Source organism: Neomoorella stamsii (assembly GCF_002995805.1).
In the GTDB taxonomy this organism is placed as follows: Bacteria; Bacillota; DSM-521; order Neomoorellales; family Neomoorellaceae; genus Neomoorella; species Neomoorella stamsii.
This window is the reverse complement of sequence record NZ_PVXL01000055.1, coordinates 74,151-90,205: the sequence shown is the minus strand read 5'-3', so window position 1 is coordinate 90,205 and position 16,055 is coordinate 74,151. Positions and strand designations below refer to the sequence as shown.

Below are 16,055 nucleotides of genomic sequence, written 5' to 3'. Positions count from 1 at the left end.
ATTGACATAAAAGAAAGTTATCTACATAGTTATCCACTTTATCCACTGGTTCCAGTTTAAGTTATGGGTAGGCAAATGCTGAAACAACTTCCCTCCCCTACTTTGCTTTTAACTTCTATTTTACCACCATGGCCGGCAACGATACGGTTGCTCAAGGTTAAGCCCAGGCCGGTGCCGTTTTCCTTGGTGGTATAAAAGGGCTCGAAGATTAATTTTAACTGTTCCGGGGGAATCCCCGGGCCATTATCTTCAACGGTGGTGACGACCTGGCCGTTAGTCGTATCCAGGTAAGAAGTCACAATTACCTTGCCTCCTGGACCAGCCGCCTGGATGGCATTGGAAGTCAAGTTGAGAATAACCTGTTTAATCTGGCCGGGATCCAGGCATAAAAGGGGCAGATCTGGTGCCAGGTGCTGGACCAGTTTTACCTCATGCATTATAGCTTCCTGCTCGGCCAGGAGCAGGGCCTCGGCCACCAGCTGGCCAAAAGGCGTTATCTGCAGCTGGGGCTGGGAAGGCTTGGAAAGGGACAGGAACTCCTTGATAATATTATTGATGCGGTCGAGTTCGTCAAACATGATGGCGAAATATTCCTGCTCGAGGGCCTGGGGGTCAAATTTAGTTTGTAAGAGTTGTAAAAAACCGCGAATGGAAGTTAGAGGATTGCGGATTTCGTGGGCCATACCGGCAGCCAGTTCACCGACAATGGCCAGTTTTTCTGTTAAATATTCCCGGTCCTCTTCAGGAAAAGAATAAGCCACTACCCTCTCACCTCCGGCCCATAACTAATACATTTCCACAAGATGGCCATTTTTCCTCCTGGCAGGAGATTACTGGCGATAATTTTGTTGCATCTCCTGGAGAAGCTGGCCCAGTTTCTTCATGTTTTCGCCATAACCGGCCCAGTCGCCCAGTTTTAGTTTTTCCTGGGCCTCACTGTAAAGGCGGTTGGCTTCCTGGATGGAAGTTGCTAAATTGCTAGTTGTAAGCGGGCCGGAAGGAGGTACCGTTGTTGCCGGTGGCGGGGTAACAGGTGCCCGGTCACCGAAAATGGCCTTCAGGGCGCCGGCCAGGGTATCGGCCATGACTATTTTCTCCCCGTAAGCTACTACCACCTGGCGGAGTTCCGGCAACTTGCTCTCCTGGGCCTGGAGGAAAATTGGTTCCACATAGAGCAATGCTTCCTTAATGGGTAGGACCAGGAGATTACCGCGTATAACCCGGGAACCGTGCTGGTCCCAGAGGGTAAGTTGTTGGGAGATAGTGGGTTCCTGGTCAATGCGGGCTTCAATTTGCATGGGGCCATAAATGGAACGATTTTTAGGGAACGTATAAAGTAGGAGCTGGCCGTAGTGGGGGCCGTCGTTGCGGGCCGCCAGCCAGGCCACCATATTAACCTTGCGCGCTGGGGTGAAGGGCAGCATCAATATATATTCCGCCTCCTGTTCGCCGGGCAGGCGCAGCAAGGTATAATAGGGCTCCATAGCCCGGCGCTGATCGCCTACCATTTCCTCGGCAATATTCCAGGCGTCTTCTTTATTATAGAAGAGCATGGTGTTTTCCATGTGGTAGCTGGCCAGCATCCTGGCCTGGATGGTCAGCAGTTCCGCAGGATAACGCAGGTGCTGCCGCAGTTCGGCCGGCATGGCCTCCAGGGGTTTAAACAGGCCAGGGAAAATCTTACCCAGGGTCTGGCTTAAGGGATCGCCGGGATCCACAATATAGTAATCGACCGTACCGTTATAGGCATCAATTACCACCTTGACGGCATTGCGGATGTAATTAAAACCCTCATTGACCGGTTCGGAATAGGGGTACATACTGGTTAAAGTATAGGCGTCAAGTAACCAGTACAGCCGCCCGCCGGCGACCACCAGGTAGGGGTCGGCGTCATAACGCAAGTAAGTCATAATCTTGCGGACCCGTTCCTGAATGTTGCGGTAGTAGAGGATTTTGCTCTGGGGAGTCAGTTCCTTGCTCATCAATAACCGATAATCATTAAAGCGGAAGGCAAAGATGAGGCGCCGCCAGTAGTTATTGAGGGCTACTCCTCCCCTGCCCTCATACCTGGTTTCCACGAAGTTATCGCCACCGCTGGAGGGATAATCGAATTCAGCCGCCTTGCCGCCGGTAATAACGTAATCGCTGGTTAACTCACCGTAATAGATGCGGGGTTCGTTAAGCTGGAGACCGGCAGTACTGCGGAAGGGCAAATCGCCGGCAATAAATTCGGGCTGGCCACCGGGGGTAACGGTGCTGGCCAGATTCATGGCCAGGCCGTAGCCATGGGTATAGCGCATTTTTTCATTAATCCAGGTCCTGGCCCGGTCAGGCAGCTTATCCTGGTCCAGTTCGCGGGCTGAAAGCATGACCTGGCGCCGGCTGTCCCCGATGGTGTAACGGTCGACATCAATATCCTTAAAGCTATAATAGGAGCGGATTTCCTGGAGCTGGCTGTAGGTTTGCTGGAGGGGCCGGTAATCCCACAGGCGGATATTATCCAGGGTAATCTTCTCCTGTTCCAGGTCGGCCGGGGTAAGATTATCACGGGCCGGGAATTCCCGGACGGTTATTTTATCTAAACCATAGGCGCGGCGGGTAAAGTCAATATTAAAACGCAGGTAGGGCTCTTCCCGGGCAAACTCATTGGGCTCTACCTGGAATTTCTGTACTGCCAGGGGTAGAATAACCACCAGCAAGGCATAAGCAGCAATGAAAGTTAAGACACCTATGCCTACCAGCTTGAGGTTACGGCGGAAGGCATTGAGGAAGATAATCAAGGCACAGGCCACGGCTACGCCGGCCAGGATGTTATACCCCGGTAGCAAGGCGTGAATATCCGTATAACTGGCGCCAAAGGCTACACCCCGGGGCGAACGTACCAGGTCAAAGGCCTGCAGGCGGAAACCCCAGGCCTGGACCAGGAAGAAGAGGGCCACCAGGGTGGAAAAATGAACCTGGGGACGTGCAAAGCGACCCTTGCTTAAGCCCAGGAGTTCCCCTGGATTAAAAAGCAGGTAGAAAAATCCGGTAACCAGGGCGGCCCCTACCAGGGCCGTAACTAACATGCCATAGAGAAAATGATAAAAAGGCAATTTGAAGACGTAAAAGCCGACATCTTTGGTAAATAAAGGGTCAGAAACCCCGAAGTTAGTTGCCTGCAGGTATTGCTGGACAACCAGCCATTTACCGGCTGCCAGGGGACTGAAGAGCAAGGCACCAATAAGGCTCACCAGGAGGTAAAGGATGGTTAACCGCCGTCGGGTAACGAAACGGTCAACCAGGTACTCTTTTAAGGTCCAGCTTTCCCGGGCGGGGGAAGGAGTTAAATTTAGACCCCGGTAAGTAAAAAGCAGGTTGAGGTAAAAGAAAAGGAAGAAAAAGGATATAACTCCCAGCCGCAGGCCCCAGTCGGATAAAAGCCTGGTAATGAGGACCTGGCGGTAGCCGACTTCGCCAAACCAGTACCAGTCAGCCAGGAAATGGGAACCCAGGAAGGCAATACCCAGGCCGGCAAAGATGATGATTAACAGGATTATCCGGATGCGGTTCAGGATGCTCATATTAAAAACCTCCTGCAGGGGGTTACAAGTAATACTTCGCCACCGGGGTGGCCTTTCCTCCTGGTTAAAAGAAAAAGCCCCGTGGTACCGGGGCTGCTACATGACACTTTTCAGGCTTCCAGGGCCAGATCGACTATTTTTTGCACCAGGGTCGGGAAGTCCAGCCCGGCAGCCCGGGCAGCGTCGGGAACCAGGCTGGTGGCCGTCATCCCCGGCACGCTGTTGACTTCGATGACCTGAGGAGACTGCCCCCCGGCAACAATCATATCCACCCGGGCAAAGCCGCGGCAGCCCAGGAGGATATAAGCCTGGCGGGCCAGAGAGGCGGCTGCGGCCAGGACGGCCTCCGGCAGCCGGGGTGGAATAATATGATCACTTAAACCAGGGGTATATTTAGCCGTATAATCATAAAAGCCGGTATGGGAAACAATCTCAATTAAAGGTAAGACCAGGGGATCGCTGTTGCCCAGGACAGCGGCCGTTATTTCCGGGCCGGGAAGAAAAGCCTCGGCCATAAAGCACGGGTCATACTTTAAGGCGCCTTCAATGGCGGTAGCTAGCTCTCCTTCCTCCCTTACGATAAAGGTGCCGATAGTGGAACCCTGGGTCGGGGCTTTAATGACCAGCGGTAAACCCAGGTCCTTTAAAATGCGTTTCTTTACCTCTTCCCTGTCGGCAGCATACTGGCCAGCAGTCCAGCTCAAAAAATCAGGGGTAGGAATGCCGGCCTGGCTTAAGATACGCTTGGTCATGATTTTATCCATGGTAATGGCGCTGGCCAGGACGCGGCTGCCCGTATAGGGGATGCCCAAAATCTCCAGCAAGCCCTGGACAGAACCGTCTTCTCCCGGCCTGCCGTGCAGGGCATTGAAAACAACGTCAGGGGCAAAGGCCTTTAGTTTAGCAACTACTTCCTCATCCAGGTCAATCTTCATTACCTCGTGCCCCAGGCTTACCAGGGCGGCGGCAACAGCAGCCCCGCTCTTTAAGGAAATTTCCCTTTCGGAAGAAGGGCCACCCATTAAGACGGCGATTTTCATGTTTATACAGGTGCCTCCTTATAATCCTTTAGCCTGGCAACCATCCTGGCGGAAATGCCCATAGAGCCCATTTCTACTGGCGTATAAATACCGTGGAAATCGGTGCCACCGGTAATGAGAAGCCGCCGTTCCAGGGCCAGCCGGTAGAAATAACGGATAGCATCTCTCCCTTTATCCCCTAGATAATAATAAAATACCTCCAGGCCGTCAATGCCCTCTTCCAGGATGAGCTCTAACAGTCCTTCATCCCTGATCAGGCCGGGATGGGCCAGGATGGCGATACCATTAGCGGCGTGAATCAAGGATACCGCCCGGGGCAAGGGGTTACCTTCATAGGGGATGTAGGCCAGGCCACCGGGGGATAAATAACACCGCAAAAATTTGATTGTCTGGGCAGGTTCCCGGATATAACCGGCCTGCCGTAAGAGCTGCAGGATGTGGTTTTTACCCAGGACGCCGCCGGGAGGGATAAGCTTCAAGGCCTGCTCCCAGCTGATATTAAAACCCAGGGCTTGCAGGCGCTGGATAACTTTGCGGGCAAGGAAATTTCGTTCCCGGCAGATAGTTTGTAAAGCGGAGATTAGTACGGGAGAATAGGGATCAAAGTTATAGCCCAGGAGATGGATTTCCTGACCTTTAAAACTTGTAACCATTTCAATTCCAGGCAGGAGATCCAGGTCGAGTTCCCGGGCATAATTGCAAGCCTGGTAATAACCGGCAAGGCTTTCATGATCGGTAAAACTAAGAGCCTTGAGACCGATTTTTTTCGCCTGTTCCAGGACTGCAGCCGGCGCCAGGCTGCCGTCCGAAGCCAGGGTATGAATGTGGAGGTCGGCATATACCAAGGGCAACACCTCTAAAAGCTGACATTATATCTATATTCGGCTTATAAAAAAAGAAACCTGCCTGGCGGTAAAAAAACGACGGCTTGACTGACAAGCGGAAAGGGGGTATAATAAAGTTGCTGTAGGGGTGTAGCTCAACTGGTAGAGTAGCGGTCTCCAAAACCGTTGGTTGCGGGTTCGAGCCCTGCCACCCCTGCCAGGAAAATGTAAGGCGCCGCAAGGATTGCGGCGCTTTCGCTTTTCCATTGAAAATCTGGTTAAATTATGCTTAACCCTCCATCCCTCCCTATTTCTCCGCTTTTCCTCCACATCTATTATTGTACTTATTTTCACAATTAAATATAATTAAACCTGTAGCCCTGAAAAACGAGAAATCAAAGCCCCCTCCTGGCGAGGGGGCTGCAAGCTGCCTAATCTTCCTTTTCTCTCCTGGCTTCCTGGATAATCTTTTCGGCAATGCTGGCCGGGACTTCTTCGTACTGGGCGAAGTCCATTTTAAAGTGGCCGCGGCCCTGGGTGATGGACTTCAGGTCGATGGCGTAGCGGTACATCTCGGCCAGGGGTACCTGGGCGCGGATGATTTGATTTTTACCCTGGGGTTCCATTCCCAGGATCCGTCCCCGGCGGCCGTTTAAATCGCCCATAATGTCTCCCATAAACTGTTCGGGTACAATAATTTCTACATTCATAATTGGCTCCAGCAGTACCGGCTTGGCCTGTTCCACGGCCTTGCGGAAGGCTATCCCGGCGGCAATCTTAAAGGCCATTTCCGAGGAGTCTACCGTATGGTAAGAACCGTCCGCCAGGTTGACCTTAATATTGGTTACCGGGTAGCCGGCCAGGATCCCTTCCTGCATGGCTTCCCGGATGCCCTTCTCCACGGCCGGAATATACTGCCGCGGGACGGCACCGCCGAAGATGGTTTCGGTAAACTCAAATTCCTTGTCCGGCAGGGGGGCCATGTCAATAAAGACATGACCGTACTGGCCGTGACCGCCGGTTTGTTTCTTGTGCTTGCCTTCCACCCGGTTAACGCTGGCGCGAATGGTTTCCCGGTAGGGTACCCTGGGCGTGCTCATTTCTACTTCGACGCCAAATTTCCGCTGCAGGCGCTCCAGGGTAATATCCAGGTGGGACTCGCCCATACCGGTGAGAATGGTTTCCCTGGTCTCGGTATTTTTACTCAGGCGCAGAGTCGGGTCTTCTTCCAGTAGCCTTGCCAGGGCATTGCTGAGCTTATCTTCATCACCTTTACTTTTAGGCCGGATGGCCACGGGAAGGGTCGGTTCGGGGAAATTGATTCCTTCCAGTTTGACCGGGCTGGCCTTGCTGGTAAGGGTATCGCCGGTAGTGGTAACCTGCAATTTGGCAATGGCCCCCATGTCCCCCGGCCGCATTTCGGTAACGGCTACCTGGTTTTTGCCCTGGAGGGCAAAAAGCTGGCCGATTTTTTCTTCACTTTCCCGGTTGGCGTTGTAAACGGTAGAGTCCGATTTCAGAACGCCGCTGTAGACCCGGAACATACTTAACCTGCCGACATAGGGATCGGCCAGGGTTTTGAATACCAGGGCGGCCAGGCTTTCCTTTTCCAGTTCGGCCGCTGTTTTACCGGCCACGTCTACGGGCGAAGGTAAATAGTCCACAATATAGTCTAGCAGGGGTCTAACCCCCATATTTTTCAGGGCCGAACCGCAGAGGACCGGTACCACTTTTCCTTCGGCAATGGCTTTTTTGAGACCCAGGCGCACCTCATCCGGCGTAAGTTCCTCGCCTTCCAAGTATTTCATTAAAAGTTCATCATCGCCTTCGGCAGCAGCTTCAACCAGGGCTTCTCGTAAAGACGCAACTTCGCCGGAGTATTCAGCCGGGACAGGGCCCTCTTTTTCATTACCGTTACCGTCATAGGTGTAGGCCTTCTGATTGAGAATATCGATGACACCGCTAAAGGTTTCGGCGGCTCCTATGGGTAGCTGGACGGGGACAATACGACCGCTCAAACGTTCCCGCATGGATTCTATGGCTTTCTGGAAATTGGCGTTTTCCCGGTCCATTTTATTAACATAGGCCAGCCGCGGCAGGTGACGGGCCTCGGCTTCTTCCCAGACAACCTCAGTCTGGACTTCTACCCCGGCCACGGCACTGACAACTACCAGTACACTATCAACTACCCGTAAGGCACTTACGACGTCACCAAAGAAATCGCTGTAACCCGGCGTATCAAGGATATTTATCTTATGATCCTGCCACTCGGCAAAAGCGAGGGAGGTATTAATGGTTACCTTGCGTTTAATTTCTTCCGGGTGGTAGTCGGTTACGGTGTTGCCCTCGTCAACCCGGCCCAAACGCTTGGTGGCCCCGGCATTATACAGCAGTGCTTCCGTGAGGCTCGTTTTGCCGGCGCCGCCATGGGCTACAATGCCAACGTTACGGATATTGGTACTGGGGTAAACCTTCATTAAATTAAGCCCTCCTCATCCTTCTGCTGTTAACGGAAACTTAACAAGGTATATATTAGCCTTCTCTTTGCAAAAATCCTCTTTTTCTAGTCAAATATTTTTAAGATAGGCCGTTTCTACTTTTCCCCACTTCTGGTTCTTCTAAACATTTCCCGGCCGGCATAAGTTTAGATGGGGTGAAAGTATGCGCGCATCTATCTGGCAGGGTGCTGCTATTCTCATGCTGGCCAGCCTGTTAAACCGGATTATCAGTTTTGCCTACCGCATCCTGGTGGTACGTTTCATTGGCGCCGAAGGCATGGGCCTCTATGAAATGGTTTTTCCCTTTTATAGCCTGGTATTAATGATCGCTACGGCCGGTGTGCCGGTGGCCCTGGCCAAGTTAATAGCGGAAAGGGTGGCTATCCAGGCCTGGGGAAAGGTACGCAGTGTTTTCCGCCTTTCCCTGCTCTTTTTAGCCGGTAGCGGGCTCATAGCAGCCTTAATTTTATGGTTTCTGGCTCCTTATCTAACTGGCAGGATCTTCGCCGATGCCCGGGTTTACCAGGCTTTTATGGTTATGCTGCTGGCCCTCCCCGTGGTCTGTACTTGCTCGGCCTTTCGCGGCTATTTCCAGGGACTGCAACTGATGCAACCGGTGGCCCTGGCCCAGGTAAGCGAACAGGTGGTACGGGTAGGCGCCGGCCTCTTCTTTGGCCTCCATTTCCTCCCCTACGGGGTGGCTATGGCTGCCGCCGGCCTGGCTATGGGTATGGTCCTAGGGGAACTGGCAGGGCTGGTTATAAGTATCGTTATTTTCTGGCGGGCACGTTCCTACTATGATGTTGCTATCTACCAGGAAGGTTCAATGCAAGCCGATATCTTACCCCTGGCGCGCCTGTCCTTGCCGGTCATGCTGGCCCGGGCAACCGGCGGGGTTATGTTGACCCTGGAGGCCCTGCTGATCCCCCGCCAGCTGCAGCGCTGGGGAGTAAGTGTAGCGGAAGCGACGACTATTTATGGCCAGTATGCCGGCATCGCCCTGACCCTGGTTTACCTGCCCATGGTCATTACCGTGGCAGTAGCCATGGCTATGGTCCCGGCTATTGCTGAAGCCCAGGCCATGAAGGATTATGATCTGTTATCTAAACGTTGCCGGCAGGCTTTAAAACTTACGGTATTAAGCGGTTTACCCTTTGTGGTAATCTTTTATCTCCTGGCTACACCCCTTTGTGATCTTATTTTCTCTACGCCGGCTGCCGGGGTAGCCTTGCAAATGCTTTCCTGGGGCAGCCTTTTTATCTACCTGGAACAAACTACCGTCGGCATTCTTAATGGCCTGGGGGCTATGCCGACCGTTCTCCGGACCACCGTTACCGGCGGGCTTGTAGATATTCTGGGGATTTATTTCTTTACCCCCCTGCTGGGGATTACAGGAGCTGCCCTGGGGGTGAACCTGGGTAGCGCTACGACGGCTATTTTAAACCTCCTTGCTCTGTCCAGGTATACCCCTTTACGCCTGGATCTGCGGACCTTTGTTTACTGGCCGGCGGTGGCCGCCGGGGGGCTGGCCCTGGCCGCCTCCTTTTTCTGGACGGTTCTCGCGGCTGTACCGGCTACCTGGCGTCTTATTCAGACTATTACCGGCAGCGGGTTAATCTATCTCTTAATCCTCTTCGGCTCCGGCATGATTAACCCCAACCATCTTTACTTATTACCGTGGCCCGGCCAAAGAAAAGGCAGGTAGGTGCTTAATTCCTCCTGAAAGGCGTAATGGGTTAAATCTAGCTGCAGAGGTGTCAGGGAAATCAAGCCGCGGCTCAAGGCGCCGATATCGGTATCGGGGCCCTGGTCAAGATCCTCTTTCTCACCGGCCAACCAATAGTAAGCCCGCCCCCGGGGGTCCTGCCGGCAGCTGACGGTATTGATGTAGCGCCGCCGGCCCAGGCGGGTGATAGCTATCCCTCTTATCTCAGCTTCAGGCAGGTGAGGAATATTCAGGTTTAACAAGGTACCATCCGGCAGCCCCCGCTTGAGTATTTCCCGGGCCAGGCGGGCCGTGAAACTGGCGGCAAAGGTAAAATCAAACTCTCCTTCCCCCACCAGGGATACCGCCAGGGAAGGCCGGCCGTTGATACAGCCTTCAATAGCCCCCGAGACGGTACCAGAGTAAAGGACATCGGTGCCCAGGTTTTCACCGCGGTTAATACCGGAGACAACCATGGCCGGTGGTTCCTCCAGGAGGGCGTCCAGGGCCAGTTTGACGCAATCGGCAGGGGTGCCGTTAATGGCCAGGCCCTTGCCGATGGGCTCTTCCCAGGGGACTTCGGTAATCCGTAACGGTTTATGCATGGTTATGCCGTGGCCGATGGCGCTGCGTTCTCTTTCAGGAGCTACAACGACCACCTTGCCGATGGCCGCCAGGGCCAGGCTAAGGGCTTTGATACCCGGCGCGTGGATACCGTCGTCGTTAGTTACCAGGATTAGCAATGTTACACCTCGTAAATGGACAGGGTCATGGTTTGCCCACCTGTATCTTTGGACAGGCCAAACATGAGGTTATAATCCTTCAGGGTTTTATTTAATAAGTCGACGATTTTATATAATTCATCGTTACTGGTAAAACTCTTGCTGGCCAGCAGGCGCATGCTGGGTCATCCCTTCCTTCCTTCCTTCTTCCCTGGTAGGGGTCAATCCCCAGGCCCGGTTGTAACAGCAGGCGGCAGTTTCAGGCTCACCCATGGCATCATACAGGGCTCCCAGCAGTTGCCAGCCATCGCCGTGCCGGGGGTCAAGGCGCAACAATTCTTCCAGGACTTCCCGGGCTTCCTCTAAACGACTTAATTTCATCAAACAGGCGGCATAATTTAGTCTAACCTGCAGGTCACCCGGCTGGAGGGCCAGGGCCCGGGCATAGAGGGGGGCAGCCAGGTAATATTTACCCAGGGCTTCCAGGCAGGTGGCGGCATTATTGAGTACGGAGACGTCCGCCGGTAACAGGCGCAGGGCCATTTCCAGGCATTCAATTGCTTCCAGCCAGCGCCGGCCCTGGACCAGGGCGGCCGCCAGGTTGGCGATAATTTCCCCCTGCCGGGGAGCCAGGGCCAGGGCCTGGTGGTAAAATTTGATGGCTTCTTCAATACGGTTGAGCTGGGCCAGGCAGACACCTATGTTATTCAGGAGATCGGCATCCCCGGCACCATACTGGCTGGCCAGCTGGAAGCAACGACAAGCTTCCTGCCATTGCCCCAGGCGCTGGTAACAGAGCCCGGTATTAATTAAAATGTCGGCATCCCTGGGGGCAAGTTTCAGGGCTTTCTGGTAACAGGCCAGGGCCTCCTTTGCCTCTCCCATTTTAAGAAGGCAATAACCCAGGTTGTTCCACCCGGCAGCATAACGTTTCCTGGTATGAAGGATTCTTTGATAAAGCGGAACCGCCTCGTGAAAGCGACCCTGTTCCAGCAGCTGCCAGGCCTGCTCTTCTTTACGTAATGTTACCTTTTGGGAGAGGGCAACTGGCTTCTGGTCCCGGCTGTAAACTGGATTTTGGACAGGACTGGACACGGTGCATCGCTCCTTTTCATATCCATCCTGTCCTTAATTTTTCGTCCTCCTCTATACCATTTCCTCCCAAATATACCAAAAATCGTACGTCAAATAGCGTCACCACCCGACTTCCCCTGGTCTTTGGCGGCGCATTCGCGACAGTATCCGAAAAATTTTAGCTGGTGATCGGTGATGTGGAAACCGGTCTGCTGGGTTAAAAGTTTTTCCAGGGATTCCAGCAGGTCATCATCAAACTCCTGCACCCGGCCGCAGCCCAGGCAGATCATGTGATGATGGTAGTGGGTCTCGTGCTGGTCCAGTTCATAACGGGTGCGGCCATCACCAAAATTGATTTTCTGTAAAATATCTAGTTCGGCCAGGAGATCTAGGGTGCGGTAAACGGTAGCTAGGCCAATATCGGGGTACCGTTCCTTGACTATATTATATACCTCTTCGGCACTCAAATGCTCGGCCGAATTCTCCAGGAAGGCCTTGAGGATTACCTGGCGCTGGGGGGTTACCTTATAATCCAGCTGGTGGAGCTTTTGACAGATGGCGTTGAAGGTATTTTCCATAATAACACCTGTATCCATTAATCCCTGGCCATTAAGGTTTCCATAAACCCCTGCCCGGTAACTTCCTCTTCCGGCCGGGTGGCCAGCTTTAGCTGCCCGTTGAAGTGGCAGTAGAGACCTTGAGCACCCATGGTGGTGACTAATCGCGGGCCCAAAGCTGTTGTTTCTTTAATATCCAGCCTGATGAGGGGTGTAGTACCGGCCTGCAGGGACACTTCGGCAGGATAGCTCAAGCCACCCTTGGTTTGCCGGTCAAAGACCTGCACTTCCAGGTTGCCGGTGGCAGCCAGGATTTCCTCCTCGCGAGCCAGGTAAAGGGCAGTTACGTGTTCACCACTGTAAAGGAGGTTGCCCCAGAAGTCGGCCCACAGGAGGGTATAGGCATCGGTATAATAACGCCCCAGGATGGCGCCCCCTAAGGTCCGGGGTAAAGGGAAATTATAACGGCGGTGATCAATATAGCCCTGGCCGCTAAAGCTCTCCTCTTGTCCTGCCAGGACTATCTTGCCACTGATCCGGGCTCGAGGTACCGGTACGGACCAGAACAGGTATTTATCACCCTTCTCGCCATAGTTAATCCGGCCGTGGCCCGGTTGCCAGCCAGGCAGGTGGGGTTCATACTCTAACTCCAGTATCGGCTCCTCTGATCGCCATTCCAGGCGGAAAAGGTTTCCTTCCTGGTAGATACGATTACCGGCCATTTGGACATTGAGGCGATCGGTGGCGGCCGTAAAAGGGGCAGCGACTTCCCGGATAATCACTTCTTTACCCGGTTGGGCCAGGAGGAGACGGGCTTTCCCTTCCTCCCCGTAGACGGCAAAGAAAACGTTCAGGTAGGTACCATCACCACTGCTGGCTTCCCAGAACCAGCTCTCTTCCTCCCCGGCCCGGCCCTGGTAAGCGTTGTCAGCTGCCGCCAGGGGTTTACCTGGTAAAGCGTTAAACTCGGTATCCTCCCAGAAAGAAAAGGTACTTTCGCGCAAGCCTCTCCACTCCTTTCCTATTCACCAAGGGTATCCCATTTGCCACAGCGGCTGCCCCAGCGGGCAATTATACTACCTTCTTCTTCTATATTAACAATTTCACACAGGTTTGAACACCCCTGGCAGGTAAAACTGCGGGCCCGGAAATCTTCTTCGGCTACTTCGAAACCTTTAAATTTAGTTTCCCGGTTATTGTTAACATAATCTCGAGCCAGGAGGGCGGCGCCCAGGGCCCCCATAACGGCAAAGTGGCGGGGCACGATAATTTCCTGTTGCAAGGCTTTACTGAAGGCGGCCCGGATACCGGCGTTGGCCGCCACTCCCCCCTGGAAGACGATGGGGGCGAGTATCTCTTTGCCCTTGGCGACGTTATTTAAGTAGTTACGGACCAGGGCCTCACAGAGGCCGCCGATAATATCTTCTATATTGTGCCCCATTTGCTGTTTATGAATCATATCGGATTCGGCAAACACGGTGCAGCGGCCGGCAATGCGTACGGGATGCCGGGCCTTTAAAGCCAGTTCGCCGAAGTTTTCAATAGGAATCCCTAAACGGGCGGCCTGTTGATCCAGGAAAGAACCCGTCCCGGCGGCACAGACGGTGTTCATGGCAAAATCGATAACTACCCCCTGGCGGAGAATGATAATCTTGGAGTCCTGGCCGCCGATTTCCAGGATGGTCTGGACCTCCGGCACTTCCAGGCGGGCGGCCACGGCATGGGCTGTGATCTCATTTTTAACAATATCAGCGCCGATAATGGCCCCGGCAAGATAGCGGCCGCTGCCGGTGGTACCGGCCCCGGCGATGATCACGTCTCCTGGCAGGGTGGCCTTCACCCGGCGGAGGCCCTCTTTCACGGCCTGGATGGGCTGGCCGTGGGTACGTATGTACAGGCTGCTTAATACTTCTCCTGCAGCGGTAATGACAACAACGTTGGTACTGACGGAACCGACATCAATACCCAGGTAACAGGGCTGCATTACTCCTGGCCTCCATTTGCTCGCGCCGCTGGCGCAAAAGATCGACAAAGGCTTCCAGCCTGGTCTCTACCCCGGCCCGGCCGGTCTGTTCGTCAATGGTCAGGCTTAAAATGGGGATGCCCAAGTCCCGGCTAACTCGCGGCAAAATACTTTTGGCTACTATTTCAGGAATACAGGTAAAGGGAGACAGCTGGATGACACCGTCAAAACCATTCCGGGCGTAAAGGATGGTTTCGCCAACGCTATTCTGGCCATGGCCGCCGACAAATTGATTTAGATAAGGGTGGGCCAGCTGGCGTACGTCCTGGGCACCGCGGGCCAGAACGTCGGTGGCCGTGTACTGGGTCAGGTAAATAGAACGGTGAGTAACGACCCCCATCTCCCCCAGGGTTTTTTCTATTTCCAGGTTCATAAAAGGCTCCAGCAGGACGTAAATTTCCCCCACAATACCCACCTTGAGGGGGCGGCGGCCGGTATCCCGGGGAATATTTTGTAAAAGCTGCCGGCATTCTTCCCGGGCGGCAGCTAATTCTTGCAGGGTGCGGGCCTGGTCGACGATTTTAAGACAGCTATGGAAGGTACGGGTAGTTTCCCCGCGTTTTAATTCATAGGGGCGGATGCTGGTAGCTAGCTGTTCCAGTTCATCCAGGAGCTTTAACTTGGCCCAGGCGCGGCGGACGACATCAACAAAGGCCAGCCAGGAAAGGCCGGCTGCCTTGAGTACGCGCCTTAATTTAATAAAGAAGGGCCAGAGCCCCGTCAGGGGAGGGTCAAAAATAAAGATTTCAAAGTTAAATCCCAGGTTACGTAAAATCCTTTCATGCATCATGCCGTACAGGCCGGCCCGGCAGGGTCCCACCCCCCCGGAGGTAATAATCATCTCCGCCCCCCGTTCCAGGACTTCCAGGTAGGTACCCAGGACCATTTTAAAGGGGATACAGGCATATTCTGGGGCATACGTAACGCCCCGGTCCAGGGTGGCGGGGCTGGGGCTGGGTGGGACGACGGCTTCGAAGCCCATATCTTCTACCAGCTGTTTGAAACCCAGGTAGGAATACCCCATATGGGCAAAGGAAACCTTTTTCACCTGTTCCCTCTCCTCTGATGCAGCATATCGACGAAGGCTTCCAGGCGGGTGGTTATGCCGGCATCACCCGTTTGCTCATCGATGCTCACCGACATAAAGGGTAATTGCCCCCGGCTTAACTTACGGATGTCCAGTTCCATAATCTTATCCACCATGGCATCGGGGCCACAACCGAAGGCAGTGACATGAATGATTCCGTCTATATTTCCCTGCTGGAGATAATGATAGGTGGCTCCCAGCACCAGGTTGGAAAAATGCCAGAAAAGGCGCTTGGGAAGGCGGCTGCTCAACCGGTAAAGCCGGGCCGGGTGGACCATTTCCATGGTCCAGACATTAACGCCCATCTTTTTTAACTTGCCAATGATATCCAGGCTGATATATTGATCATAAACCTGGTAGGGATAGCCCAGGACGGCCAGGTTCAGGGCTCCTGGTTCCCTGGCTGGAGCTTCTACTGCCTCGCCCCGTAGTTTGGCCATGGCCTGGAGGGGTAGGTAACCTGCCAGGAGCAATTTCTGGTAGGCATGCTGGTGGTGCCTCCCTTCCCGGTAGGCAGACCAGGCCCGCCACAGGCTACAGCCCAGCAGTTCGGCCAGGCCCCGGCAGGTCGGCCATAAACCCCATAAACCCCGGCCCGCATCGACCTGGAGATCGATGATGGGGGGCAGATGGGCCAGGGTAGCCCGCACCATATCCGGTAAACCCAAAAATTTGGGACAAAAAGTGGCGCGCTTATTTGTTCTTACCATACGCGGGATAAAGATGGCATCAACTTTATCTTTAAGGGTCAGGACATGACCGTGGTAGAGCTTAATAGGAATACAGGCATCGGCGACTGCTTCGCGGGCGCCGTCATCCAGGATAGCCTTGGTAGTCAGGGGTGACGTGACAATTTCGATTCCCAAACGGTTAAAATAGGCCTGCCAGAAGGGAAAATGGCTGTAATAAATCAAGGCTCTCGGGAAGCCAATATGTAACGCCAAAGATTTCTTCCTCCTGCT

Annotated in this window: 14 protein-coding genes and 1 tRNA gene; 2 read left to right on the top strand and 13 right to left on the bottom strand. The window is 53.8% G+C overall.

The window, feature by feature from the left end:
- Nucleotides 1–56 precede the first annotated feature (56 nt).
- The 4 genes from MOST_RS12505 to MOST_RS12490 form a co-directional block, all read right to left on the bottom strand.
- A complete protein-coding gene (locus MOST_RS12505; RefSeq protein WP_054937631.1) occupies nt 57–761 on the bottom strand; it encodes a two-component system sensor histidine kinase NtrB in 705 nt (234 codons plus the stop codon).
- 69 nt (nt 762–830) lie between these two features.
- Nucleotides 831–3,563, bottom strand: a complete 2,733-nt coding sequence (locus MOST_RS12500; RefSeq protein WP_054937630.1) for a UPF0182 family membrane protein — start codon at nt 3,561–3,563, stop codon at nt 831–833.
- 110 nt (nt 3,564–3,673) lie between these two features.
- Complete coding sequence (locus tag MOST_RS12495; protein ID WP_054937629.1) at nt 3,674–4,603, bottom strand: D-alanine--D-alanine ligase; 930 nt, start codon at nt 4,601–4,603, stop codon at nt 3,674–3,676.
- Between the two features lie 2 nt (nt 4,604–4,605).
- Entirely contained in the window at nt 4,606–5,448 is an 843-nt protein-coding gene (locus MOST_RS12490) for a PHP domain-containing protein (protein ID WP_054937628.1), read from the bottom strand.
- Between the two features lie 123 nt (nt 5,449–5,571).
- On the opposite strand from MOST_RS12490, the gene MOST_RS12485 reads away from it, so the two are divergent.
- Nucleotides 5,572–5,647 (top strand) — tRNA-Trp (locus MOST_RS12485).
- Between the two features lie 211 nt (nt 5,648–5,858).
- Here the strand turns inward: MOST_RS12485 and fusA are convergent.
- The gene (fusA, locus tag MOST_RS12480) at nt 5,859–7,904 is read right to left on the bottom strand and encodes an elongation factor G (RefSeq protein ID WP_054937627.1); all 2,046 of its coding nucleotides are present in this window, start codon (nt 7,902–7,904) and stop codon (nt 5,859–5,861) included.
- Between the two features lie 184 nt (nt 7,905–8,088).
- Here fusA and MOST_RS12475 point away from each other — a divergent pair, with 184 nt between their 5' ends.
- Nucleotides 8,089–9,630, top strand: coding sequence for a putative polysaccharide biosynthesis protein (locus MOST_RS12475; protein ID WP_083476755.1), 1,542 nt, complete (start codon nt 8,089–8,091; stop codon nt 9,628–9,630).
- On the opposite strand, the gene surE is transcribed toward MOST_RS12475, so the two are convergent.
- The 8 genes from surE to MOST_RS12435 all read right to left on the bottom strand — a co-directional run bounded on the left by surE (nt 9,591) and on the right by MOST_RS12435 (nt 16,037).
- Nucleotides 9,591–10,373 (bottom strand): 5'/3'-nucleotidase SurE, encoded by a 783-nt coding sequence (gene surE, locus MOST_RS12470; protein ID WP_054937625.1) that lies wholly within the window; start codon nt 10,371–10,373, stop codon nt 9,591–9,593. The two genes, MOST_RS12475 and surE, sit on opposite strands and share 40 nt — an antisense overlap.
- Before the next feature lie 2 nt (nt 10,374–10,375).
- Entirely contained in the window at nt 10,376–10,531 is a 156-nt protein-coding gene (locus MOST_RS12465) for a YpmA family protein (protein ID WP_064774443.1), read from the bottom strand.
- A complete protein-coding gene (locus MOST_RS12460; protein WP_054937624.1) occupies nt 10,497–11,447 on the bottom strand; it encodes a tetratricopeptide repeat protein in 951 nt (316 codons plus the stop codon). The genes MOST_RS12465 and MOST_RS12460 overlap by 35 nt, the downstream gene beginning before the upstream one ends.
- Before the next feature lie 89 nt (nt 11,448–11,536).
- On the bottom strand, nt 11,537–12,022 hold the full coding sequence (locus MOST_RS12455) for a Fur family transcriptional regulator (RefSeq protein WP_054937623.1): 486 nt from the start codon (nt 12,020–12,022) through the stop codon (nt 11,537–11,539).
- Nucleotides 12,022–12,987: a hypothetical protein gene (locus MOST_RS12450; RefSeq protein ID WP_054937622.1), complete on the bottom strand. Its 966-nt coding sequence runs from the start codon at nt 12,985–12,987 to the stop codon at nt 12,022–12,024. Before MOST_RS12450 ends, MOST_RS12455 begins: the two co-directional genes overlap by 1 nt.
- A 17-nt stretch (nt 12,988–13,004) precedes the next feature.
- Nucleotides 13,005–13,967: an acyl-CoA dehydratase activase gene (locus tag MOST_RS12445; protein WP_054937621.1), complete on the bottom strand. Its 963-nt coding sequence runs from the start codon at nt 13,965–13,967 to the stop codon at nt 13,005–13,007.
- The gene (locus tag MOST_RS12440) at nt 13,942–15,054 is read right to left on the bottom strand and encodes a 2-hydroxyacyl-CoA dehydratase (RefSeq protein WP_054937620.1); all 1,113 of its coding nucleotides are present in this window, start codon (nt 15,052–15,054) and stop codon (nt 13,942–13,944) included. The genes MOST_RS12445 and MOST_RS12440 overlap by 26 nt, the downstream gene beginning before the upstream one ends.
- Nucleotides 15,051–16,037, bottom strand: coding sequence for an acyl-CoA dehydratase activase-related protein (locus tag MOST_RS12435; RefSeq protein ID WP_054937619.1), 987 nt, complete (start codon nt 16,035–16,037; stop codon nt 15,051–15,053). The genes MOST_RS12440 and MOST_RS12435 overlap by 4 nt, the downstream gene beginning before the upstream one ends.
- Between the last annotated feature and the right edge of the window lie 18 nt (nt 16,038–16,055).

Coding starts and splice junctions, on each gene's coding strand:
- MOST_RS12475 (WP_083476755.1), top strand. CDS start 8,089: ATGCGCGCATCTATCTGGCAGGGTGCTGCTATTCTCATGCTGGCCAGC.
- fusA (WP_054937627.1), bottom strand. CDS start 7,904: ATGAAGGTTTACCCCAGTACCAATATCCGTAACGTTGGCATTGTAGCC.
- MOST_RS12465 (WP_064774443.1), bottom strand. CDS start 10,531: ATGCGCCTGCTGGCCAGCAAGAGTTTTACCAGTAACGATGAATTATAT.
- MOST_RS12455 (WP_054937623.1), bottom strand. CDS start 12,022: ATGGATACAGGTGTTATTATGGAAAATACCTTCAACGCCATCTGTCAA.
- MOST_RS12495 (WP_054937629.1), bottom strand. CDS start 4,603: ATGAAAATCGCCGTCTTAATGGGTGGCCCTTCTTCCGAAAGGGAAATT.
- MOST_RS12445 (WP_054937621.1), bottom strand. CDS start 13,967: ATGCAGCCCTGTTACCTGGGTATTGATGTCGGTTCCGTCAGTACCAAC.
- MOST_RS12500 (WP_054937630.1), bottom strand. CDS start 3,563: ATGAGCATCCTGAACCGCATCCGGATAATCCTGTTAATCATCATCTTT.